The organism is Streptomyces sp. NPDC059002 (assembly GCF_042740435.1).
GTDB lineage: Bacteria > Actinomycetota > Actinomycetes > Streptomycetales > Streptomycetaceae > Streptomyces.
Map to the genome: position 1 here is coordinate 19,343 of NZ_JBHYJI010000021.1, position 20,912 is coordinate 40,254.

Below are 20,912 nucleotides of genomic sequence, written 5' to 3' on the forward strand. Positions count from 1 at the left end.
ATGGAAGAGATGGCGGGCCGTGCGGCCCTCGAACTCGTCGGCCTCGCATGCCGCGTTCCGGATCGGCTCCTGTTCACCGAGGTGGATCTCCGACTGAAGGCCGGTGAGTCCGTCTCGGCGACGGGGGCCAGCGGCAGCGGCAAGAGCACACTACTGATGTGCATTCTCGGTCTGGTGAAGCCCGATGCTGGAATCGTCCGGATCGCGGGGGCCGATGTGGGACGGATGTCCGCGCGGGCACTGGCCCAGCATCGGCGGGATCACATAGGCATGGTGTTCCAGTTCGGTGAACTCCTGCCGGAACTCTCGCCCGTTGAGAACGTCGCCCTGGCAGGACTGCTCAGCGGGATGCACCGCACGGAGGCGTACGACAGGGCGGCCGATCTACTGAACGAGCTGGGAGTTCCTACGCGTTCAGGAAGTACCGCCACGCTGTCGGGTGGTGAGCGTCAGCGGACCGCAGTCGCCCGCGCGCTCATCAACGACCCCTCCCTCCTGCTCGCCGACGAACCCACCGGCTCTTTGGACCAGGCTCACCGCGACTCGGTGGCCGACCTGCTCTTCGAACTGCCCCGGAGCCGGGGCTGTGCGTTGCTCCTCGTCACACACGACCCGGCCATAGCCCGTCGTGCCGACCGGCAGGTGACTCTCGCCGATGGAACATTGTTCCCGGCAGGAACCACCGAGGCACCGGCATGACGGCGGAGACCAGCGGCGGCCTCTTCCGCCAGCTGGTACGGATCGGTTCCTCAGCCTCCCGTCATGCGGAAGCCGGGCGGATCCGGTTCTGGTCGCTGACCTTGGCCACGGCCCTCTTGGGGCTGGCGATGAGCGGACTGGTCCTCGCCCAGTCGTCGTTCGACGGACGTGCCGACCGGAGCACGGAACGGTCTCCCCGGCTTGTCACCGTCCACCCGGACGAGCCTGCACGCGCCCTGCTGAAATGGTCGATCTCCTCCCATGAAGACATGCCGTACGACATCACCTACCTGGAGCCACTCTCCGAAAGCCTGAAGCCGCCCCCGGGACTGCCCCGGTGGCCCGAACCCGGAGAAGCCTTCGTGTCGCCCGCCCTGCTGAAGGCGGCAGGCGGGAAGGCCGGTGTGGGACGGGAGTACGGCAGCTTCGGCGGTGTCATCGGCGAGAAGGGTCTGGAGTCACCTTCGGAGTTCTTCGTCTATGCGCGCCCCAGTGCGCAATTGCTCGATCGCTCAGAGATGACGAAGATCTCCGGCTTCGGGGAGCCGGACATGCCCGGCCTTGCCGGGGAACACACACACTTCTTCGGCGCGTCTGAGTTCTACTCCGTCTACGTCGGCCTCTTTATGCTGCCGGCGGTCGTCTTCCTGGTCATCGCCGCCAGAACGGGCGCTGCATCCCGAGACAGAAGGACTGCCCTGCTCACGGCACTCGGTGCGGGCAAGGTCGCGCGCACCTGCTTCACCCTTGGCGAAGCAGCCGTACCTGTGGCGCTCGGTGCCGTCGCGAGCTCGCTCCTGCTCCTTCCTTTGTTCCTGGGCAACACATCAATGCCCATCGTGGACTTCACCCTTGCCGCGGACGACGCGCGAAGTGCGCTCCTGTCCGTGTTCGTGGCGCAGTTCGCCGTGCTGCTCGGCGTACTGATGTGTGTCGTCCTCCTCCAGCCCGCCGCACACCGTTCAGGGGCGACACGTCGTACGCGGTCGGCGCGCCGTTCGCCGTCGACACGGCCGACGACCGTCTCGCCGAAAAGCCGCACCTGGCCGCTGTGGGTGTTCCCACCGGCGCTCTTGTTCACGGCACGCATCGTCGACTTCGCCCCCACCGGCCTGACCGTTCCCCTGTACGCGCTGGGCTGCCTCGTCTCGCTGGCCGCACTGCCCCCGGTCGTCGGCATGGCCGTGAGCGCGCTCGGACCCGTACTCGCCCGGCTCGGCGCGCGTCTGGGCAGCCCGTCCTTGCTCATCTCGGGGCGTCGGATGGGAGCCGGCCCAAGGGCGGTCACCCGGCTCGTCGCTTCCCTGGTCATCGCCCTCGCCATCGCCGTCCAGGCCCAGGTCTGGGCTGGTGCGATGACCGAAGCGGGGCAGGCGGCGAAGGACTCACGGGATCGGGTGGGGACCAGCGTGCTCAAGGTGCGGCCGTATGCGACGCCGGAACGACTCCGTGCCTTCGAAGCCGCCCTCCCGCGAGGAGTTCACGCCCTCTCGGCTGCGGTGCCCGTCAGGGACGGTGGTCGCGTTGAGGTGGCCGGCTCCTGCTCCGCGGTTCGGGAGGTGGGGCTCTCCTGTCGGTCCGACGGCACCTCCGTCACCCCGGCCCCTGTGGATGCTCGGCTGCAGGAGGCCATCGGCTCCTGGGGCGGGGCGTCAATTTCCGTGCACTCGGGGGGTGTTGAAAAGCTCCCGCGTGGCTCCGGTGGGTCCCAGGGCCTGCTCGTCGTCGGTGACGACCATCAGCAGCTGTCGATGACGGAGATCAGTGGAATCGCCCACCGTGAACTGGCCATGGCCCCCACCGTGCAGCAGGTGAACAACTACGGCAGCGTCGGCAAACTCAACACCGCCGTCCACTGGCTGCGCCTCCTTTCCCTCCTGGGGATCGGCGTCATCGTCCTTGCCACCGGAACAGGAGCTTTGGCGGAGTTCCTCCGGTTCGGCCGTGACCTGGCACCCGTCACCGTTCTCTCCGCCAATCAGCGCATCTATCGCACGGCCGCGGCGTGGTCGCTCCTTCTCCCCGCCGTGCTTGCCTCTGTCACAGGAGTAGTCGTGTCCTGGTGGCTGTCGGCTGCCGTACGAAGCGTGGCGAAGACCGACCCCTGGAGCATGGCCCCCATCAGCCTCGGCGCTCTCGTCTGCTCTGCCGCGCTCGCCGTCTGGGGTGCGGCCACGACGGTACGCATTGCCCATAGATGGCGCCCCTCCGGCGACCAGTAACCCACCCCGTTCGGCGGGGCCCGGTGTCGTCACCCGCGCCGCGGCCCCGTGATCGTCTCGGTGATCGCGAAGCCCTTGGCGGGCCCGTCGGGGATCGTGACCTCCGTCCCGCACCGGACACGGTGGACGCCGACCCAGTCCGCCTTCTCTGGCTGCGGCTCGGTCAGGACGGTGACGGTGCCCGCGCCGTCGTAGTCGTCGATGATCACGTAGATGGGGATGCTGGCGCGGGCGTAAAGACGAGGCTCACCCCGGAGGCCTTGACGCCGCTGTCAGCAAGAGCCAGCACCAGGGCGTCCCTCAGCCGGTTGACGATCTGGGCATGGGCGAAGCGACCGGTGGGCGACACCTCAACGGCTGCCTCGATGATCTCAGCGCGGTAGCCCTCGGGGAGTTCCATGGCCTTCCACACCTGCCACAGCACTTTGTCACGCTCGGACAGCTCGGTGTCGTACGTCGCTGCGTCGGTCCTGGTGTCAGGCATGGTCTCGGGCCCTTCAGCGGCAAGAGCGGTCATGGTGGCGCACCTCCTTGCCAGGGTGGGCTTGGCGTCCTCGCGGCACAAGCAACGCGATCACGATATGTACGTTCATGCGGCTGACCTGGGGAAAGGGCCCCCAGTCACCCGATCCGGCGAGGACGGAAGGATTCCGTTCCACCCTCGGCCGCCGCCTCCAGCTCGAACCAGACCCCCTTCGCATACCGCCCCGCCCGCTCATCCGCGACGCCCCACGTGTCCGCCATGTCCTGGACGAGGGCCAGCCCCCGGCCCCAGCAGGCGACCGCCCCCACGGCCGGGTGCGTGACGACCGGCGGGTCCGGGTTCTCGTCGAAGACGGTGAGGCGGAGGCGGACGGGGGTGAGCCGGAGCCGGAGCATCGCCGAGCCCTTGGTGTGCAGGTGCACGTTCGTGACCAGTTCGGAGGTGCAGAGGGTCGCCGGCATGACCAGCGGCTCTCGGTCCAGGGTTCGGAGGACCGTGCGTACGAAGTCTCGGCAGACCTTGGGTGCGGTCGCGTCGCCGGGGGCGAAGAGGGTGTATTCGTACGTGAGTTGAGCCGCGCGATGCGGCGCGCGGGGCCCGTCCGGGCAGGCATGGGCAGGGGGCATGACGGCTTCTCCCGTCAGGAGGTGAGTGGGGGTGCCCCGTGCCGGGCGATGGCGCTGTCCGCGTACCCCTGGCGGGGGCCTCGGGTGCCTTTCGGCTTATGGGCAGGGGGAGTTGAGCAGTTCCGGTGAGTGACCGGTGCCACACTCACGGTAGGGTCATGAGGCGTCAATTGACAACCTAGTCGGCAACTTTGATGGACCAACTCCCTTGATCAGGGGAGACTTTGGGTACGCCATCGAGGAGAGATACGTGGGACTGCGCACCGTCATCAGCGAACGCCAGCGTCGACTCGGCTTTGAGCTCAAACAACTGCGCGAACAGGCGGGATTGACCGCAGGCGAGGCCGCCGAGCGGATCAACATGGGCCGGGGCCAGCTGAGCCAGATCGAGACCGCGAAGACGTCTGTCCTGACGGAACGGCTCCGCCAGCTGTGTCGCCTCTACGGGTGCACCGACGAGGCCTACATTGAAGCCCTTGTCGCACTGTCTGAATCAACAGGCAAGGGCTGGTGGAGCGAGTACAAGAAGCCCATGGAACTGAGCGCCCTCAACCTCGCGGAGCTGGAAGCCGACGCCGCAACCCTATGGATGCACCAATCCTTGTTCATCCCCGGCCTCTTCCAGACAGATAATTATGCGCGGGCCATCTTCACCAGCCCGGGGCTGGGGTTCGACCGCATCGAAGAAGCCCTGAGGTTCCGGATGGAGCGACAGAACATCCTTACGCGTGCGAATCCGCCCGCGGTGCACGCCGTGATCCACGAGTCCGCCCTGCACATGCGATTCGGCGGCACCGAGGTAGTACGCGGGCAGTTGCTGCGGCTCATCGAGCTGTCTCGCCTGCCCAACGTGACCATCCAGATCTATCCGTTCAGCTCAGAGGCGTACGCGGCCTTGAGTGGCAACTTTGTTCACGTCGTCCCTCAGCTACCCAAGTTGGGCACCCTGGTGCTTGAACATCCCATCGGTGTCCGGTACTTGGGAGACCAAGAGAGCCTGCGCCATTACGGAACACTGTTCCAACGCCTCGCCGAGCACGCTCTTGCCCCCATCGACGTATCGTTGGCCCCGGAATCACATTCGGTGAAGGATTCGCTGGCTCTCATCCAGCACCTGCTCTACGCCCTTTAGGGAGGCTCGCATGTCTGAACTGAACTGGCAGAAATCGTCGTTCAGCGGAGGCCCACAGGGCGAGTGCCTCTACGTCGCCACCGCCCCCGACGGAACGATCCGCCTCCGCGAAAGCGACACCCCCGACACCACCCTGGCCACCACCCCCACCCAACTGGCCGCCCTCCTGAACCACCTCAAGCGTCGGCCGCAGCGAGCCACTCCCTGAGCAACCCCTCCCGCTCCCCCGCCCGGGGCGTGCCGCCCTCGTGCGTGCGGCCCCACCGCGCCATGGCCGTCAGCGTCGTGTGGAGCGTGGCGGCGCCCTCCGTCATCCGCGACAACAGCTCCCGCGAAAGATCGTGCTCCGCCCGCGAATACCCCGTGGCCGCCGCCGTATAGGCCGTCAGCTCGACGGTCCCCTCGGCCGTCTCCAGGCGTACGGTCATCGTGGGGGCCTCGTCGCCGCCGCCGAGGCCGACCGTCAGGGCGAGGTCCACCATCGTGCCCAGCTGGCGCTTGAGGGACTTCACGGGGACGTCCTCGACGGTCAGTTCGAGGATGTCGTCCCAGAGCCAGAACGCGGACTGTTTGTCGCCGAGGGCCGTGACGCCCTCGGCGGAGAGACGGACTCCGGGGGCGAGTCCGGAGGGCTTCGCGCCCACGTACACATCGCCCTCGGCGATCCAGAACAGCCCCACCATGGCCATGGCGAACCACTTCCCCCTGCTAAAAACGATCAAGTACTGCGAAGTCGTCCTGCGCAACGCGTGAAGGGGCCGGGAGGTTCCCACCTCCCGGCCCCTTCACCGGCGTACGGAAGCGCATGAAAGCGCACGCGGAACTACTGCTCCGGCGACCTCTTGGGCCGCCACACCACCAGCGCGCTCGCCTGCTGGACATCCTGGTAAGGAACCAGGTCGCGGCGGTACGAGGCGTGCACCGCCGCTTCACGTTGCTGCATCGTGGCGGCGGCTCCCTCCACGGCCGCGGTCAGTTCCGCGACACGCGACTGAAGCGCGGTGACCTGGTTCTCCAGCTCGATGATGCGCTTGATGCCCGCGAGGTTGATGCCCTCCTCCTGCGACAACTGCTGCACCGTGCGGAGCAGTTCGATGTCGCGGGCGGAGTAGCGCCGGCCCCGGCCCGCTGTGCGGTCCGGGGAGACCAGGCCGAGGCGGTCGTACTGCCGCAGGGTCTGCGGGTGCAGGCCGGAGAGCTGAGCGGCCACCGAGATGACGTACACCGGCGTCTCGTCGGTGAGTTGATACGCCCTGCTGAAACCGGACTGTCGACGACGGCCGTCCCTCTCCATGGGGTCACGCTCCCTTCGAGGCCTGGAACAGTTCTGCCCGCGGATCGTCGCCCGCAGTCGCCTTGCGGTAGGACTCGAGCGCGTCCTTCGCCTTGTCCGAAAGCGATGTCGGCACCACGACCTCCACCGTCACCAGCAGGTCGCCGCGGGTGCCGTCCTTGCGGACCGCGCCCTTTCCGCGGGCCCGCATCGTACGGCCGTTGGGCGTGCCTGCGGGCAGCTTCAGCGTGACCGGCGGGCCGCCCAGGGTGGGTACCTTCACCTCGCCGCCGAGCGCCGCCTCGGGGTACGTCACCGGCACGGTGACCGTGAGGTTGTCGCCCTTGCGGCCGAAGACCGGGTGCGCGTCGACGTGCACGACGACGTAGAGATCGCCGGCCGGGCCGCCCCGTTCACCCGGGCCGCCCTTGCCGCGCAGGCGGATCCGCTGGCCGTCCGAGACGCCCGCCGGAATCCGCACCTGCATCGTGCGGGACGACTTCGCGCGGCCCGAACCCTTGCAGACCTCGCACGGGTCCTGGGCGATGAGCCCGCGGCCCTTGCAGTCCACGCACGGGTCGGTGAGGGAGAACCCTCCGCCGCCGCCCCGCGAGACCTGCCCGGTGCCGACGCAGGTCGGGCACACACGCGGCGTGCCGTTCTTGTCGCCGGTGCCCGAGCACGCCTTGCAGGGCGCCTGGGAGGACATGCGGAGCGGTACGGTCGCGCCGTCCACCGCCTCCGTGAAGCTCAGCGTGACCTCGGACTCGATGTCCTGGCCGCGCCTGGGCTGCGTACGCGTGCCGGTCCCGGCACCCCCGCCGCCGCGGTTGAACAGGCCCCCGAAGACGTCACCGAGGCCGCCCCCGAAGCCGCCGCCGGCCGCTCCACCGCCACCCGGGGCGTTGCCTCCGAAGAGGTCGCCCAGGTCGAAGTTGAACGAGCCGCCGCCGGCTCCGGGACCCGACCGGAATCCGCCGTTGCCGAAGAGAGCACGCGCTTCGTCGTACTCCTTGCGCTTCTTGGGGTCGCCGAGGACGTCGTTCGCCTCGGAGATCTCCTTGAAGCGCTCCTCCGCCTTGGCGTTGCCCTTGTTGGCGTCCGGGTGGTTCTCGCGGGCGAGCTTCCGGTACGCCTTCTTGATCTCGGCTTCGGTGGCGTCCTTGGGGACGCCGAGGACCTTGTAGTAGTCCTTCTCGATGAAGTCCTTGGTGCTCATCCCCGACGTCCCTCCTCTCTGGTCAGTGCAACGTCAGCCCTCGTCCGGGCCACCGTTGTCCTTGTCCGCTGCCTCGGCCGGTTCGGCGTCGGCCTCGACCGTCTCGCCCTTGACCGTCTGCGCGCCGGGCTGCGGCTCGGCGACGGCCACCCGCGCGGGGCGGATGGTGCGCTCGCCGATCCGATACCCCGGCTGCAGGATCGCGACGCAGGTCGTCTCGGTGACGTCCGGTGCGTACGAGTGCATCAGGGCCTCGTGGATCGTCGGGTCGAAGGGCTCGCCCTCCTTGCCGAACTGCTGCAGGCCCAGCTTGGCGACGACGGTCTCCAGCGACTCGGCGACCGACTTGAAGCCGCCGACCAGCTCGCCGTGCTCACGGGCGCGGCCGATGTCGTCGAGGGTGGGGAGGAGCTCGGAGAGGAGGTTCGCCGAGGCGATCTCCTTCACCGTCACCTTGTCCCGCTCCACGCGGCGGCGGTAGTTCTGGTACTCGGCCTGCAGCCGCTGGAGGTCGGCGGTGCGCTCGCTGAGCGCCTTCTGTGCCTGGTCCAGCTGGGCGGTCAGGCCTGCTGTCTTTGCTGCGTCCCCGGCCGGGGCCGCCGGGCCCTCCTCGGTGGAGGGCTCGGCGGCCTTCGGCGCCGCGTCATCAGGGGTGGCGCCGGAGGGGACGTCAGGCTTCTCGGCGTTCTCGCCGAAGCCCGGGGTCTCCTCGGTCATCAGGCGGCGCCGCCCTTCGCGTCACCGGGCTTCTCGTCGTCGACGATCTCGGCGTCGACGACGTCGTCTTCCTTGGACATGTTCGGGGCCTCGGCACCCGGGGCAGCGCCCTCGGCACCGGGGGCGCCCGCGGCCTGGGCGTCGGCGTACATGGCCTGGCCCAGCTTCTGCGAGACGGCGGCGACCTTCTCGGTGGCGGTGCGGATCTCGGCCGTGTCCTCGCCCTTGAGCTTTTCCTTCAGCTCGCCGACGGCTTCCTCGACCTCGGTCTTCACGTCACCGGGGACCTTGTCCTCGTTGTCCTTGAGGAACTTCTCGGTCTGGTAGACGAGCTGCTCGCCCTGGTTGCGGGACTCGGCGGCCTCGCGGCGGGCGTGGTCCTCGTCCGCGTACTTCTCGGCCTCCTGGCGCATGCGGTCGACCTCGTCCTTCGGCAGCGAGGAGCCGCCGGTGACGGTCATCTTCTGCTCCTTGCCCGTGCCCAGGTCCTTCGCGGTCACGTGCATGATGCCGTTGGCGTCGATGTCGAAGGAGACCTCGATCTGCGGGACACCGCGCGGGGCCGGCGGCAGGCCCGTGAGCTCGAACATACCGAGCTTCTTGTTGTACGCCGCGATCTCGCGCTCGCCCTGGTAGACCTGGATCTGCACCGACGGCTGGTTGTCCTCGGCCGTCGTGAAGATCTCGGAGCGCTTCGTCGGAATCGTGGTGTTCCGCTCGATGAGCTTGGTCATGATGCCGCCCTTGGTCTCGATGCCGAGGGACAGCGGGGTCACGTCGAGGAGCAGGACGTCCTTGACCTCACCCTTGAGGACACCGGCCTGGAGCGAGGCGCCGATGGCGACGACCTCGTCCGGGTTCACACCCTTGTTGGCGTCCTTGCCGCCGGTGAGCTCCTTGACGAGCTCGGCGACGGCGGGCATGCGGGTGGAGCCACCGACGAGAACGACGTGGTCGATCTCGGAGAGCTGGATGCCCGCGTCCTTGATGACGTTGTGGAACGGCGTCTTGCAGCGCTCCAGGAGGTCGGACGTGAGCTGCTGGAACTGGGCGCGCGTGAGCTTCTCGTCCAGGTGCAGCGGGCCCTCGGCGGAGGCCGTGATGTACGGCAGGTTGATCGTGGTCTCCGTGGAGGAGGACAGCTCGATCTTGGCCTTCTCGGCCGCCTCGCGCAGGCGCTGGAGCGCCATCTTGTCCTTGCCCAGGTCCACGCCGTGGCCGTTGTTGAACTGCTTGACCAGGTAGTCGACGACGCGCTGGTCCCAGTCGTCACCACCGAGGTGGTTGTCGCCGTTCGTGGCCTTCACCTCGACGACGCCGTCGCCGATCTCAAGGAGCGAGACGTCGAAGGTGCCGCCACCGAGGTCGAACACCAGAATGGTCTGGTCGTCCTTGTCGAGGCCGTAGGCCAGGGCGGCGGCGGTCGGCTCGTTGACAATACGCAGGACGTTCAGACCCGCGATCTCACCGGCCTCCTTGGTGGCCTGGCGCTCCGAGTCGTTGAAGTACGCCGGGACGGTGATGACCGCGTCGGCCACCTTCTCGCCCAGGTACGCCTCGGCGTCGCGCTTCAGCTTCTGCAGGATGAAGGCGGAGATCTGCTGGGGGTTGAAGCCCTTGTCGTCGATGTCCACCTTCCAGTCGGTGCCCATGTGGCGCTTGACCGACCGGATGGTCCTGTCGACGTTGGTGACCGCCTGGCGCTTGGCCACCTCGCCGACGAGCACCTCGCCGTTCTTCGCAAAGGCGACGACGGACGGCGTGGTCCTGGCGCCTTCGGCGTTGGTGATGACGGTGGGCTCGCCGCCTTCGAGAACGCTGACGACGGAGTTAGTCGTGCCCAGGTCGATGCCGACCGCACGTGCCATTTCGATTCCTCCAGATGTACTTCTTGAGTGGATCTGACTCAAGGATGCATGAGCGCTTCGCCGGAGTCAACAGAGCTGAGTCTGGTCGACTCAACTCTTATCCAGCCCTTACGCGCAACTGGGCCCCGTAAGGGGCGCGGGGAAAGGGGCGCGGGGAACTGCGCGACCAGCCACAGTCGGCCCGCGGATGAGTGTCGGCCACCCGGCGGGGCGCGACGCAAGGGTTGCCTGAGCGACGCAGATCACCGCCTCGCTGGCTACAGTGCCGCTGGGTAAGTGGGTAGTCTCAGACGGACTGCATAAGTTACCGCTTAGTAATAGTCCGCCTCGCAGGCCCGAGGAGCCCCGAAATGCAACTCGCCGCGATCATCGTGTCGCTGGTCCTCATCGCAGTCGGCGTCGCGCTGTTCGGCCGTGCCATCCTGCAGATCGTCCAGCTGATGCGGCTCGGCCAGTCCGTGCCCGCCGGCACGAGGACCGACCTTCCCCTCCAGCGCACCCTCACCGTGGTCCGGGAGTTCCTCGGCCACACCCGCATGAACAGGTGGGGGATCGTCGGCGTCGCGCACTGGTTCGTGGCAGTGGGCTTCCTCACGCTGCTGCTGACGATCGTCAACGCCATCGGCCAGCTCTTCAAGGCCGACTGGATCCTGCCGATCATCGGCGACTGGGCGCCGTACAACATCTACGTCGAGTTCATGGGCACGATGACCGTGCTCGGCATCGTCGCGCTGATCGTCATCCGGCAGCTGAGCAACCCGGCCAGGCCGGGGCGCAAGTCCCGCTTCGCGGGGTCCAAGACCGGCCAGGCGTACTTCGTCGAGAGCGTCATCCTCATCGTCGGCGTCTGCATCTTCACGCTGCACGCCCTCGAAGGCGCCCAGCACCACGTGGACAGCTACGAGGCGTCGTTCTTCATCTCGTACCCGGTGGTCTCCTGGTTCGAGGGCATGGACGTCTCCACCCTGCAGAACCTCACGTACTTCTTCGCCGGGCTGAAGATCGCGACCTCGTTCATCTGGATGATCACGGTCTCGGTCAACATCAACATGGGTGTCGCCTGGCACCGCTTCCTCGCCTTCCCGAACATCTGGTTCAAGCGGAACGCGAAGGGCGAGACCGCGCTCGGCGAGCTGCAGCCCATGACGTCCGGCGGGCAGCCGATCGACTGGGACGACCCGGCCGAGGACGCCGTCTTCGGTGTCTCCCAGGTCGAGCAGTTCTCCTGGAAGGGCCTGCTCGACTTCTCCACCTGCACCGAGTGCGGCCGCTGCCAGTCGCAGTGCCCCGCGTGGAACACCGGCAAGCCGCTCTCCCCGAAGCTCCTGATCATGTCGCTGCGCGACCACGCGCACGCCAAGGCCCCCTACCTGCTCGCCGGTGGCGGCAAGTCCATGGAGGGCGAGGAGAAGGCGACCGAGGAGCAGCTGGGGGACGTGCCCACCGCCGCGCTCGCGGAGGCCGAGCGTCCGCTGATCGGCACGTACGAAGAGAACGGCGTCATCGACCCGGACGTCCTGTGGTCCTGCACCACCTGCGGCGCCTGCGTCGAGCAGTGCCCGGTGGACATCGAGCACATCGACCACATCGTCGACATGCGCCGCTACCAGGTGATGATCGAGTCCGCGTTCCCGTCCGAGGCGGGCACGATGCTCAAGAACCTGGAGAAGAAGGGCAACCCCTGGGGCCTGGCCAAGAAGCAGCGCCTGGAGTGGCTGAAGGAACTCGACTTCGAGGTGCCGGTCGTCGGCAAGGACATCGAGGACCTGACCGAGGTCGAGTACCTGTACTGGGTCGGCTGCGCGGGCGCCCTGGAGGACCGGGCCAAGAAGACCACCAAGGCCTTCGCGGAGCTGCTGCACATGGCGGGCGTCAAGTTCGCGATCATGGGCGGCGACGAGAAGTGCACCGGTGACTCGGCACGCCGCCTGGGCAACGAGCCGCTCTTCCAGCAGCTCGGCCAGGAGAACGTGATGGCGCTGAACATGGCGTTCGGCGAAGAGCTCGACGACGACGGCAGGGCGACCGAGGAGTCGAAGAAGCCGAAGTCGGCGAAGAAGATCGTCGCGACCTGCCCGCACTGCCTCAACACGCTCGGCAACGAGTACCCGCAGCTCGGCGGCGACTACGAAGTCATCCACCACACCCAGCTGCTCCAGCACCTCATCGACGAGGGCAAGCTCATCCCCGTCACGCCGGTCGAGGGTCTGATCACGTACCACGACCCCTGCTACCTGGGCCGCCACAACAAGATCTACACGCCCCCGCGCGAGATCATGGACAAGGTCCCCGGCCTGCGCCAGCAGGAGATGCACCGCCACAAGGAGCGCGGCTTCTGCTGCGGTGCCGGTGGTGCGCGGATGTGGATGGAGGAGCGGATCGGCAAGCGCATCAACACGGAGCGGGTCGACGAAGCTCTGTCGTTGAACCCCGACATCGTGTCGACCGCCTGCCCGTTCTGCCTCGTCATGCTGACCGACTCGGTCAACGGCAAGAAGAACGACGGCAAGGCCAAGGAGTCCCTCCAGGTCGTCGACGTCGCACAGCTCCTGCTCGACTCGGTCAAGACGCCGGTCGACCCGGCGGGCGACGAGGAGTCGGCGGACGCTCCGGAGCCCGAGCCCGTCAAGTAGGCAAGCCCGGCAAGTAAGCACCGCAGTACGGCATTCAGGCCGGTTTCGCCCCCTTCAGCGGGGCGGGACCGGCCTGTTCGCGTCGTGATGCAAACGGGACCCCGCCGTCCTTATCCCGCGCGAGGGAGGGGAGCATCATGGGCTGGTTGTTGTCAGCCGAGGCGGTCGGGGTGGGTGAGGGGCATGCGGAGTGCCGGGACAGGTGGCGTGAGACGCGGCACGGTCGTGGGAGCGGCCGCCATGAGCTGTGCGCTGCTGCTCGCCGGCTGCGGCGGCCAGGACGACGACACGAAGTCCGGTACGCGGGGGCACCGGCCCGTCAGCATGGCGGACAAGGGCGAGGGAGCGCCTTCGCAGCCCGTACCGCGCGGCAAGGGCAGCAAGGTCGACGACGACTTCAACGGCGACGGCGCCCGCGATCTCGTACTCGACGATCTGGTGCACCGGGGCCACGGGGACGACGCGGGCATCGGCATCGTCTACGGCGGCAGGAACGGACTGACGCCCGGCGCACGGCAGTTGCTCAGCGCGCACGCCAACGGGGCGCGGATCAAAGGGGAGTTGCCCGCCGCCTTCGAGTCGGAGGCGTCCTGCGACCTCAACAAGGACGGCTTCACGGATCTGCTGGTCTCCACCGACCCGCCCTACGACGGCCAGGGCCGACCGCCCGTGCCGCTGCAGATCCTCTTCGGCTCGCCGCGGGGCCTGACCGGCAAGGCCGTGCAGCTGAAGGTGCCCGAGCAGGCACGTTTCGGCAACGACTGGCCCGACCAGCCGGTGTGCGGGGACTTCGACGGGGACGGCGCGAACGACCTGGTGCTGCACGCGAGCGGGGCGCGGCTGAGCTTCCTGCGCGGACCGTTCACGAAGCGGGGCGCGCCGCGCGCCGCGGGTGCCCCGGTCACCGCGCCCGGCAACAACCTCGTGACCGGCAAGGCCACGGACGTCGACGGCGACGGCTACGACGACGTGCTCGTCCGCAAGGCGGCGGGCGCCACGGGTGCCGCCGCCGGGGCCCTCGTCCTCGGCGGACCGAAGGGGCCCGGCGAGACCGGGGTGCTCTTCCCCGCGGGCAAGGACACCGCGTTCGGCCGCTTCGGCAAGGGCCGGGGCATGGACGCCGCGATCGCCTCGCCGTCCGGTGTCGCGCTGCGCTACGACGTGCCCGGCACCCTGCGCGGCTCCCTGGAGGCCAAGAACGCCATGGACACAGCCGTGGACGCGGGCGACCTCGACGGGGACGGTCTGAGCGAACTCGTCATCAGCGGCGCAGGCAGCGGCAGCGGGGGCGGCGCCGGAGAGGTGCGGGTCTTCAGGGGGCGTACGTCGGGTCTTGCCGCCAACGCCACGGCGGTCGTGGTCCCTTCGGCCAAGGGCACCACGCAGGTGCTCAAGGTCGCGGACTTCGACGGCGACAAGCGGGCCGATCTGGTGCTCCGTACGTATCGCGGGGACAGCGCCGACACCGTGGGCGTGTACCCGGGGATCGAGGGCGAGCTGGTCGCGCGCAAGCCGCAACTCACCTTTTCCACGGAGGAGTTCTCCTCCCGGAGCGACGGCTGACGACGGGCCGCACGCGGGTGGCGTTCGCCCGGACCGTTCTGCCCCCTCCCGCCACCGCGGCCCGCACCGTCTTTCTGCGCAGTTCCCCGCGCCCCTGACTGCGACGCCCCCTGCCCCTCCGGAAGCCGCGGCCCGCACCGTGGTTTCGCGCAGTTCCCCGCGCCCCTGAAACCCGTCCCCCGCCGGCCGGAAGCGCCCCGTCAGGGAACGCGGCCACGACACCGCCACCGCGTTCACCCTCCGGCCACCTCCCCGCCGCCGACGCACAACCCTTCGTACGTCCCGCGAGTCACACACCCGGAAGCCAAGTCATACCCAGAGGCTCACTCTGAGCCCGCGGATGCCCTGCCCCTTTTCCGGGAGTTCCACGTGCGCGTACGAAACCTGGCCCTCACCGCCACCGTCGCGGCCCTCGCGGCGGCGGGCCTGACGCTGCCCCTTGCCGGTCCGGCCAGCGCGGCGTCCACGCTGAAGGACGACTTCAACGGCGACGGCTACCGCGATCTGGCCGTGGGCGCGCCGAACAGCAACTCGGTGACGGTGACGTACGGTTCGGCGTCCGGTGTGTCCGCGTCGCGCGCGGTGACCGTCACCCAGGAGACCGCGGGCGTGCCCGGTGCGACCGAGCCCGGGGACGAGTTCGGCGAGAACGTCAGCACCGGCGACGTGAACGGCGACGGCTACGCCGACCTGATCGTCGGCGCGCCCGGCGAGCAGGTCTCGGGCCGGCCGTCCGGCTCCGTCACCGTCATCAAGGGCGGCAAGAACGGCTTCACGGGCGGCAGTTACGTGGTGCACGCGCCGAGCGACACCGCGGGCCGCTTCGGCGAGGCCACCGCATGGACCGACCTCGACTACGACGGCTCGCCCCAGCTCGCCGTGATCAGCGGCGACAACTGGTGGTTCTACGCGGGCTCCGGAGCGAACGACTCACGCCCCGTCGGCCTGGAGGTCCACTTCCTGCCCAAGGACGTACGCCTGGAGGGCATGGTCGCGGGCAACTTCAAGTACAAGGACGGCGTCGGCTTCGTCCTGTACGGCGAGCGCGCGGACGGCGGCGCCTACACCGCGCACATGAGCGGCGGCGTCGGCGACTACGGCTACGGGGCCGAGGTCCTCGCCGAGGGCGACGACCCGACGGCGACCCGCCACGCGGCCACCGCGGGTGACGTCAACGGCGACGGCTACGACGACCTGATCACCGGCAACCACCGCAACTCCGGTGGCGGCAAGGGCGGTTCGGTCACCGTGCGGCTCGGCGGCGACGGCACGTTCGGCGCCCCGGTGACGTACAACCAGGACAGCCCGGGCGTGCCCGGCGCCGACGAGGCGGACGACGGCTTCGGCGACTCCGTGTCCGCGGGCGACGTGACCGGCGACGGCCTCGCGGACCTCGCGGTGGGCGCCCCCGGCGAGACGGTCGGCGCGGTCGAGGGCGCGGGCAGCGTCACTCTCCTCAAGTCCACGGCAGGAAAGTTCACTTCGGGCCAGTCCTGGCACCAGGAGACCGAGGGCGTGCCCGGCGTCGCCGAGACCGGCGACCACTTCGGCACGTCCGTGCGCCTGAAGGACATCAACAAGAACGGCAGGGCCGACCTGTCCACCGGCGCGACCGGCGAGGACATCGGCAGCACCCAGGACGTCGGCGCCGTCTGGGTCCTGCGCGGCACGACGACCGGCCTCACCTCGTCGTACGCGGCCTCCTTCAACGGCAAGGACTTCGGGGTCGGCGGCACGGACGCGGGCTTCGGCCACACGCTCCGCTGACCCGGCCCCCTGCCCCCGACGGGCACCAACACCACCACCACCTCACCCAGTTGGAGACATCTCCGTGTCCAAGCACGTGCGGAAGACCGCGCGGAACAAGATCCTCGCGGCGGGCGCGCTCTGCGCCGCCACCGCGCTCGGCGTCACCGGACTCACGGCGGGCGGCGCGAGCGCCGCGGAGCCCTCGAAGCTCCGGGCCGACTACAACGGCGACGGCTATGTGGACCTCGCGGTCGGCGTGCCGGACGCGACGGTGGACGGCAAGGCGAAGGCCGGGTACGTCAACGTCGTCTGGGGCGGCGCGAGCGGCCTCGGCAAGCACGGCTCGACCACCGTCAGCCAGGGCACGCCCGGTGTGCCGGGGACGGTCGAGGCGGGCGACGGGTTCGGCAAGGCCGTCGCCTCGGACGACATGAACGGCGACGGCTACAGCGACCTGGTCGTCGGCACCCCCCAGGAGGACAACGACGCGGGCCTGGGCGCGGGCACCGTCGCGGTCGTCTGGGGCTCCGCGAGCGGCTTCAAGGGCGGCTTCACCGCCGCCAACGGCGGCTTCAGCGACGCGAGTTACGGCGCGCTGCTCGCGACCGGCGACTTCGACAAGGACGGCGACAAGGACATCGCCCTCAACACCCACTTCGACGAGTCCAGTTCGGTCGCCACCCGGCAGGGCCCCTTCACCCCGGGCTCCTCCAGCGAGCTCTCCAAGGTCACCGGCTGGCACTTCGGCGGCCCCGCCGTGCTGACGAGCGGCGACTTCGACGGGGACGGCGGCGACGACCTGGCCATCTCGTACGACGGCATGGAGATCAGCGGCACGACGGTGCAGAGCCGCGCCTCGGGCAGCTGGCAGTCCCTGTGGAGCACCGCCGACAGCACCGACAACGCCATGGCCGCAGGCGACTTCGACGGCGACGGCAGCACGGACCTCGCCATCGGCAACGTCCAGCCCAACCCCGAGGCCGACGACACCCACTGCGAGGACCGGCTCGGCGGCGCGATCCTCACCGTCTACGGCAAGCAGGGCGGCAAGCTCGGCGGCGGCGGCACCTCGTGCACCACGCAGTCCTCCCTCGAAGTCGGCGGCACCGCCGAGGCCGAGGACAACTTCGGCGCGCACCTCGCGACCGGCAACCTCGACCGGGACGGCGTCGACGAACTGGTCGTCGGCGCGGACACCGAGGCGGTCGGCACCGCGAAGAACGCGGGCAGCTACTGGGTCCTCGCTTCGCTCGGCGCGGGCAAGCCCCTGGCGGGCCCCGCCTTCAGCCAGAACTCCGCGGGCGTCGCGGGCACGGCGGAGGCCGACGACCGGTTCGGCGCGGCCGTCGCGACCGGCGACTACGACGGCGACACCTACCCGGACGTCGCGATCGGCGCGCCCGGCGAGGACGCGAAGAAGGGCGGCGTCTGGTACGCCCCGACCCCGAAGGACGGGCCCGTCCCGCCGGTCACGTCGGTGACTCCCGGGAAGCTGGGGCTCGCGGGGGCGCGGTCGTACGGGGCCGTGCTGAGCCACTAGGTCCCATCCCGGCACCGGTGCGGCAGGTCCTTCCGCACCGGTGCCGACGTCATCACCGGCTCCGCCGAGTTCGTCCTCGAACGCCGGACGGGCTGAATTCCCGAAGGAGAACCTCATGGCCAAGCACAGACGCACCGCCGCCCCCTCAAGACACAGCCGCCTCGCAGCGGCGACGGCCACCGCCGCCGCGCTCACCGGCGGACTCCTCGGCCTCTCGGCCACCACCGCGGGCGCCGCCGAGCCGCCCGCCGCCACACAGCCCGACGAGGCGGACTTCAACGGCGACGGCGCCCCCGACCTCGCCACCTCCGCCCCACTGGCCAACGTGGGCGGCCAGGACAAGGCGGGCCAGGTCACCGTCACGTACGGCGGCGCCGAGCGGCACCACGTCACGTACAGCCAGAACAGCCCCGGCGTGCCGGGCAGCGCCGAGCAGAGCGACCGCTTCGGCGGCGACACCGCGTACGGCGACTTCGACCGCGACGGCTACGACGACCTCGTGGTCGGCGCCGGGGGCGAGGACGTCGGCAGCGATGTCGACGGCGGCACCGTGCAGGTCCTGTGGGGCTCGAAGAACGGCCTGTCCGGCGGCACCACGCTCAAGGACCCGCGCCCCACCAAGCACGACCTCTTCGGCGGCCCCGTCCAGGCGGGCGACTTCGACGGCGACGGCAAGGACGACCTCGCCATCGGGTCGGGCTCGGGCGCGGCGACCATCGACCTGTTCAAGGGCGGCATCACCCGCACCGGCGCCACCGGCGGCCACTACACCGTCCTGCCGCCCATCATGAGCGGCCCCGACGACGGCCCGTTCAACCTGCACTCCGGCGACGTGAACGGCGACGGCAAGGACGACCTGATCGTCAACGGCTTCTCCACCGGCGACGGTTACAACGCCAACCTGTGGCTGCCCGGCAGCGCGAACGGCGTCACCACCAGCGGTGTGCAGCGGCTGCCCGGCGGCCACATCACCGACGTCGGCGACACCGACAGCGACGGCCACGAGGACATCGTCATCGGCCTCACCTGGGACGACGGCATCGACGGCGCGCACAAGGGCGGCACCGTCCACGTCGTCAAGGGCAACGACAACGGCCCGTACGGCAGCACCCAGGTCATCACCCAGGACACCGAGGGCGTGCCCGGCGGCGGCGAGCAGGGCGACGCGTTCGGCGCGGAGCTCGACCTCGGCGACATCAACGGCGACGGCCACCTCGACCTGGCCGTCAGCACGCCCGGCGAGGACCTGGAGGGCGTCACCGACGCGGGCTCGGTCACCGTCGTCTACGGCGCGGCGGACGGCTCGGGCCTCTCCACCGCGGGCTCCGTACTGCTCAGCCAGGACACCCCCGGCGTCCCCAACTCCAATGAGAAGAACGACTACTTCGGCTCGGACGTCCACATCGACGACCTGAACGACGACGGCCGCGGCGACATCGCCATCGGTGCGTACGGCGAGAACGCGGGCAACGGCGCGGTCTACGTCCTGGACTCCCTGGCCAACGGCACGCTCTCCGGCTCGACCGGCGTCTACACCTCGACGGTCGGCATCTCCGGCACGGGCACGCCCCGCTTCGGCGCGAACTTCGCCGACTGACGCACGGCTGCCGCCGGTCAACACTCCATGGTCCATCGCAGAGTTGGAGCCCTCGTGCGCCCACGCACATGCGCCATCGCCATCGCACTGGCCGCCACCGGCCTCGCCCTCCCCCTCACCGCCCACGCCTCCGAACCCACCGAACCCCCGCCCCTGACCAGCGACTTCAACGGCGACGGCTACGCGGACCTCGCCGTCGGCGTGCCCAGCGGCACCGTCGGCGGCAAGGCGAAGGCCGGCTACGTCAGCGTCGTCTTCGGCGGCGAGTACGGCCCTGGCCCGCACGGCGTGCGCCGCATCACGCAGGCCACCGTCGAGGTCCCCGGCACCCCGGAGGCGGGCGACCGCTTCGGCTCCGCGGTCACCACGGCGTACGTGAACGGCGACCGGTACGCCGACCTGGTCATCGGCGCCCCCGGCGAGGACATCGACGCCAAGGCCGACGCGGGCTCCGTCACCGTCCTCTACGGCACCGGCGACGGCTTCGCCACGGCCAACACGGCGGCCCGGGGCGACGCCGCGGGCGCCGCGTACGGAAACGCCCTCGTCGCCGCCGACTTCACCGGCGACAAGGCCGTCGACCTGGCGATCGGCGCCAAGGACAAGGTCGTCTTCAACGCCGCCCCCGCCGCCGCGAAGACCGGGCTCGCCATGGACGACCGCTTCGGCGGCCGCGCCCCCGTCATGACGACCGGCGACTTCGACGACAACGGCATCCCCGAACTCGCCGTCGCCTTCTACACCCAGTCCCAGCCCTACACCCAGTCCCACGTCCAGCTCTTCCGCTACGACAAGCCCGACGAGCCCGACAAGCCCGACGAGTTCGACGGCGGCTTCGCCCTGACCTGGAGCAGCGACAACAGCGCGGCCAACGCGCTCGCCACGGGCGACTTCAACGGCGACGGCCTCGACGACCTCGCGCTCGGCAACTGCCGCGAGATCGCCGACGAGAACATCGACGACCCGTGCGGCCCCGAGGAGACCGCCAAGGGCGGCGGCATCCACATCCACTACGGGGACGGCGACGGCCTCGTATGGCAGGGCCAGACCCTCAACCAGGACACCCCTGGCGTCCCGGGCGTCGCCGAACAGGGCGACGACTTCGGCAACGCGCTCACCTCCGCCGACTTCGACGGCGACGGCAAGGACGACCTGATCGCGGGCGCCCCCGGCGAGGCCATCGGCAGCGCGGCGCGCGCGGGCAGCGTCACCGTCCTGAAGGGCGGCGCGAAGGGCGTCCTCGACGCGGACGGCAGCGCGAGGGCGGTCTCGTACCAGCAGAATTCCCCCGGCATCCTGGGCGTAGCCCAGAAGGATGACGCGTTCGGCGCCGCCCTCGCGACCGGCGACCACAACGGCGACGGACGCCCCGACCTCTCCGTCGCGGCACCCGGCGAGAACGCCTCGGCGGGCGGCGTGTGGGACCTGCCGGGCGGCGCCGCGGGCGGTTCGGTGATCACCCCGAACTCCCTTGGCCTGCCCGTCTCTTCGGATCCGCTGGCATACGGAGCGGTGCTCGGCCGCTGATCCACTGCGGGTCGCGGTCGGCCTGGGGCAAACCCCTCAGGGTTCCCTTAGGGGTTGTCACAG

General features: G+C 69.7%; 18 protein-coding genes. 10 read left to right on the top strand and 8 right to left on the bottom strand.

What is annotated here, in order from left to right:
* Nucleotides 1–699, top strand: a complete 699-nt coding sequence (locus tag ACFWZ2_RS20360; protein ID WP_384547546.1) for an ABC transporter ATP-binding protein — start codon at nt 1–3, stop codon at nt 697–699.
* On the top strand, nt 696–2,921 hold the full coding sequence (locus ACFWZ2_RS20365) for a hypothetical protein (protein ID WP_384547548.1): 2,226 nt from the start codon (nt 696–698) through the stop codon (nt 2,919–2,921). The genes ACFWZ2_RS20360 and ACFWZ2_RS20365 overlap by 4 nt, the downstream gene beginning before the upstream one ends.
* A gap of 29 nt (nt 2,922–2,950) precedes the next feature.
* Here ACFWZ2_RS20365 and ACFWZ2_RS20370 read toward each other — a convergent pair whose 3' ends face one another.
* The 3 genes from ACFWZ2_RS20370 to ACFWZ2_RS20380 all read right to left on the bottom strand — a co-directional run bounded on the left by ACFWZ2_RS20370 (nt 2,951) and on the right by ACFWZ2_RS20380 (nt 4,031).
* Nucleotides 2,951–3,130, bottom strand: a complete 180-nt coding sequence (locus tag ACFWZ2_RS20370) for a hypothetical protein (RefSeq protein ID WP_384547550.1) — start codon at nt 3,128–3,130, stop codon at nt 2,951–2,953.
* Entirely contained in the window at nt 3,127–3,438 is a 312-nt protein-coding gene (locus ACFWZ2_RS20375; RefSeq protein ID WP_384547551.1) for a hypothetical protein, read from the bottom strand. The genes ACFWZ2_RS20370 and ACFWZ2_RS20375 overlap by 4 nt, the downstream gene beginning before the upstream one ends.
* Nucleotides 3,439–3,542: 104 nt before the next feature.
* Nucleotides 3,543–4,031, bottom strand: a complete 489-nt coding sequence (locus ACFWZ2_RS20380; RefSeq protein ID WP_384547553.1) for an ATP-binding protein — start codon at nt 4,029–4,031, stop codon at nt 3,543–3,545.
* Nucleotides 4,032–4,281: 250 nt separating this feature from the next.
* Between ACFWZ2_RS20380 and ACFWZ2_RS20385 the strand changes: the two genes are divergently transcribed.
* Both ACFWZ2_RS20385 and ACFWZ2_RS20390 read left to right on the top strand, forming a co-directional pair.
* Nucleotides 4,282–5,163, top strand: coding sequence for a helix-turn-helix domain-containing protein (locus tag ACFWZ2_RS20385; RefSeq protein ID WP_384547555.1), 882 nt, complete (start codon nt 4,282–4,284; stop codon nt 5,161–5,163).
* A 10-nt stretch (nt 5,164–5,173) separates the two neighbouring features.
* Nucleotides 5,174–5,371, top strand: a complete 198-nt coding sequence (locus ACFWZ2_RS20390) for a DUF397 domain-containing protein (protein ID WP_384547557.1) — start codon at nt 5,174–5,176, stop codon at nt 5,369–5,371.
* Here the strand turns inward: ACFWZ2_RS20390 and ACFWZ2_RS20395 are convergent.
* From ACFWZ2_RS20395 to dnaK, 5 genes are all read right to left on the bottom strand, one after another.
* A complete protein-coding gene (locus ACFWZ2_RS20395; protein ID WP_384547559.1) occupies nt 5,340–5,852 on the bottom strand; it encodes a hypothetical protein in 513 nt (170 codons plus the stop codon). The genes ACFWZ2_RS20390 and ACFWZ2_RS20395 overlap by 32 nt on opposite strands.
* A 134-nt stretch (nt 5,853–5,986) precedes the next feature.
* On the bottom strand, nt 5,987–6,457 hold the full coding sequence (locus ACFWZ2_RS20400) for a heat shock protein transcriptional repressor HspR (protein ID WP_384547561.1): 471 nt from the start codon (nt 6,455–6,457) through the stop codon (nt 5,987–5,989).
* A gap of 4 nt (nt 6,458–6,461) precedes the next feature.
* Nucleotides 6,462–7,655 (bottom strand): molecular chaperone DnaJ, encoded by a 1,194-nt coding sequence (gene dnaJ, locus ACFWZ2_RS20405; protein ID WP_384547563.1) that lies wholly within the window; start codon nt 7,653–7,655, stop codon nt 6,462–6,464.
* A 33-nt stretch (nt 7,656–7,688) separates the two neighbouring features.
* Complete coding sequence (grpE, locus tag ACFWZ2_RS20410) at nt 7,689–8,372, bottom strand: nucleotide exchange factor GrpE (RefSeq protein ID WP_384547565.1); 684 nt, start codon at nt 8,370–8,372, stop codon at nt 7,689–7,691.
* On the bottom strand, nt 8,372–10,240 hold the full coding sequence (dnaK, locus tag ACFWZ2_RS20415) for a molecular chaperone DnaK (protein WP_384547567.1): 1,869 nt from the start codon (nt 10,238–10,240) through the stop codon (nt 8,372–8,374). The genes grpE and dnaK overlap by 1 nt, the downstream gene beginning before the upstream one ends.
* A gap of 350 nt (nt 10,241–10,590) precedes the next feature.
* Between dnaK and ACFWZ2_RS20420 the strand changes: the two genes are divergently transcribed.
* From ACFWZ2_RS20420 to ACFWZ2_RS20445, 6 genes are all read left to right on the top strand, one after another.
* A complete protein-coding gene (locus ACFWZ2_RS20420) occupies nt 10,591–12,873 on the top strand; it encodes a (Fe-S)-binding protein (protein ID WP_384547569.1) in 2,283 nt (760 codons plus the stop codon).
* Nucleotides 12,874–13,080: 207 nt separating this feature from the next.
* Nucleotides 13,081–14,436: an FG-GAP repeat domain-containing protein gene (locus tag ACFWZ2_RS20425; RefSeq protein WP_384547571.1), complete on the top strand. Its 1,356-nt coding sequence runs from the start codon at nt 13,081–13,083 to the stop codon at nt 14,434–14,436.
* A gap of 369 nt (nt 14,437–14,805) precedes the next feature.
* Complete coding sequence (locus ACFWZ2_RS20430) at nt 14,806–16,203, top strand: FG-GAP repeat protein (RefSeq protein ID WP_384547573.1); 1,398 nt, start codon at nt 14,806–14,808, stop codon at nt 16,201–16,203.
* Nucleotides 16,204–16,267: 64 nt separating this feature from the next.
* Nucleotides 16,268–17,725 carry an FG-GAP repeat protein gene (locus ACFWZ2_RS20435; protein ID WP_384547575.1) on the top strand — a complete coding sequence of 486 codons (1,458 nt, stop codon included), beginning with the start codon at nt 16,268–16,270 and terminating at the stop codon, nt 17,723–17,725.
* A gap of 115 nt (nt 17,726–17,840) precedes the next feature.
* A complete protein-coding gene (locus ACFWZ2_RS20440) occupies nt 17,841–19,322 on the top strand; it encodes an FG-GAP repeat protein (protein WP_384547577.1) in 1,482 nt (493 codons plus the stop codon).
* A gap of 54 nt (nt 19,323–19,376) precedes the next feature.
* The gene (locus tag ACFWZ2_RS20445) at nt 19,377–20,849 is read left to right on the top strand and encodes an FG-GAP repeat protein (protein WP_384547578.1); all 1,473 of its coding nucleotides are present in this window, start codon (nt 19,377–19,379) and stop codon (nt 20,847–20,849) included.
* Nucleotides 20,850–20,912 lie beyond the last annotated feature (63 nt).

Coding starts and splice junctions, on each gene's coding strand:
- ACFWZ2_RS20360 (WP_384547546.1), top strand. CDS start 1: ATGGAAGAGATGGCGGGCCGTGCGGCCCTCGAACTCGTCGGCCTCGCA.
- ACFWZ2_RS20365 (WP_384547548.1), top strand. CDS start 696: ATGACGGCGGAGACCAGCGGCGGCCTCTTCCGCCAGCTGGTACGGATC.
- ACFWZ2_RS20375 (WP_384547551.1), bottom strand. CDS start 3,438: ATGACCGCTCTTGCCGCTGAAGGGCCCGAGACCATGCCTGACACCAGG.
- ACFWZ2_RS20380 (WP_384547553.1), bottom strand. CDS start 4,031: ATGCCCCCTGCCCATGCCTGCCCGGACGGGCCCCGCGCGCCGCATCGC.
- ACFWZ2_RS20390 (WP_384547557.1), top strand. CDS start 5,174: ATGTCTGAACTGAACTGGCAGAAATCGTCGTTCAGCGGAGGCCCACAG.
- ACFWZ2_RS20395 (WP_384547559.1), bottom strand. CDS start 5,852: ATGGCCATGGTGGGGCTGTTCTGGATCGCCGAGGGCGATGTGTACGTG.
- ACFWZ2_RS20400 (WP_384547561.1), bottom strand. CDS start 6,457: ATGGAGAGGGACGGCCGTCGTCGACAGTCCGGTTTCAGCAGGGCGTAT.
- dnaJ (WP_384547563.1), bottom strand. CDS start 7,655: ATGAGCACCAAGGACTTCATCGAGAAGGACTACTACAAGGTCCTCGGC.
- grpE (WP_384547565.1), bottom strand. CDS start 8,372: ATGACCGAGGAGACCCCGGGCTTCGGCGAGAACGCCGAGAAGCCTGAC.
- dnaK (WP_384547567.1), bottom strand. CDS start 10,240: ATGGCACGTGCGGTCGGCATCGACCTGGGCACGACTAACTCCGTCGTC.
- ACFWZ2_RS20420 (WP_384547569.1), top strand. CDS start 10,591: ATGCAACTCGCCGCGATCATCGTGTCGCTGGTCCTCATCGCAGTCGGC.
- ACFWZ2_RS20440 (WP_384547577.1), top strand. CDS start 17,841: ATGGCCAAGCACAGACGCACCGCCGCCCCCTCAAGACACAGCCGCCTC.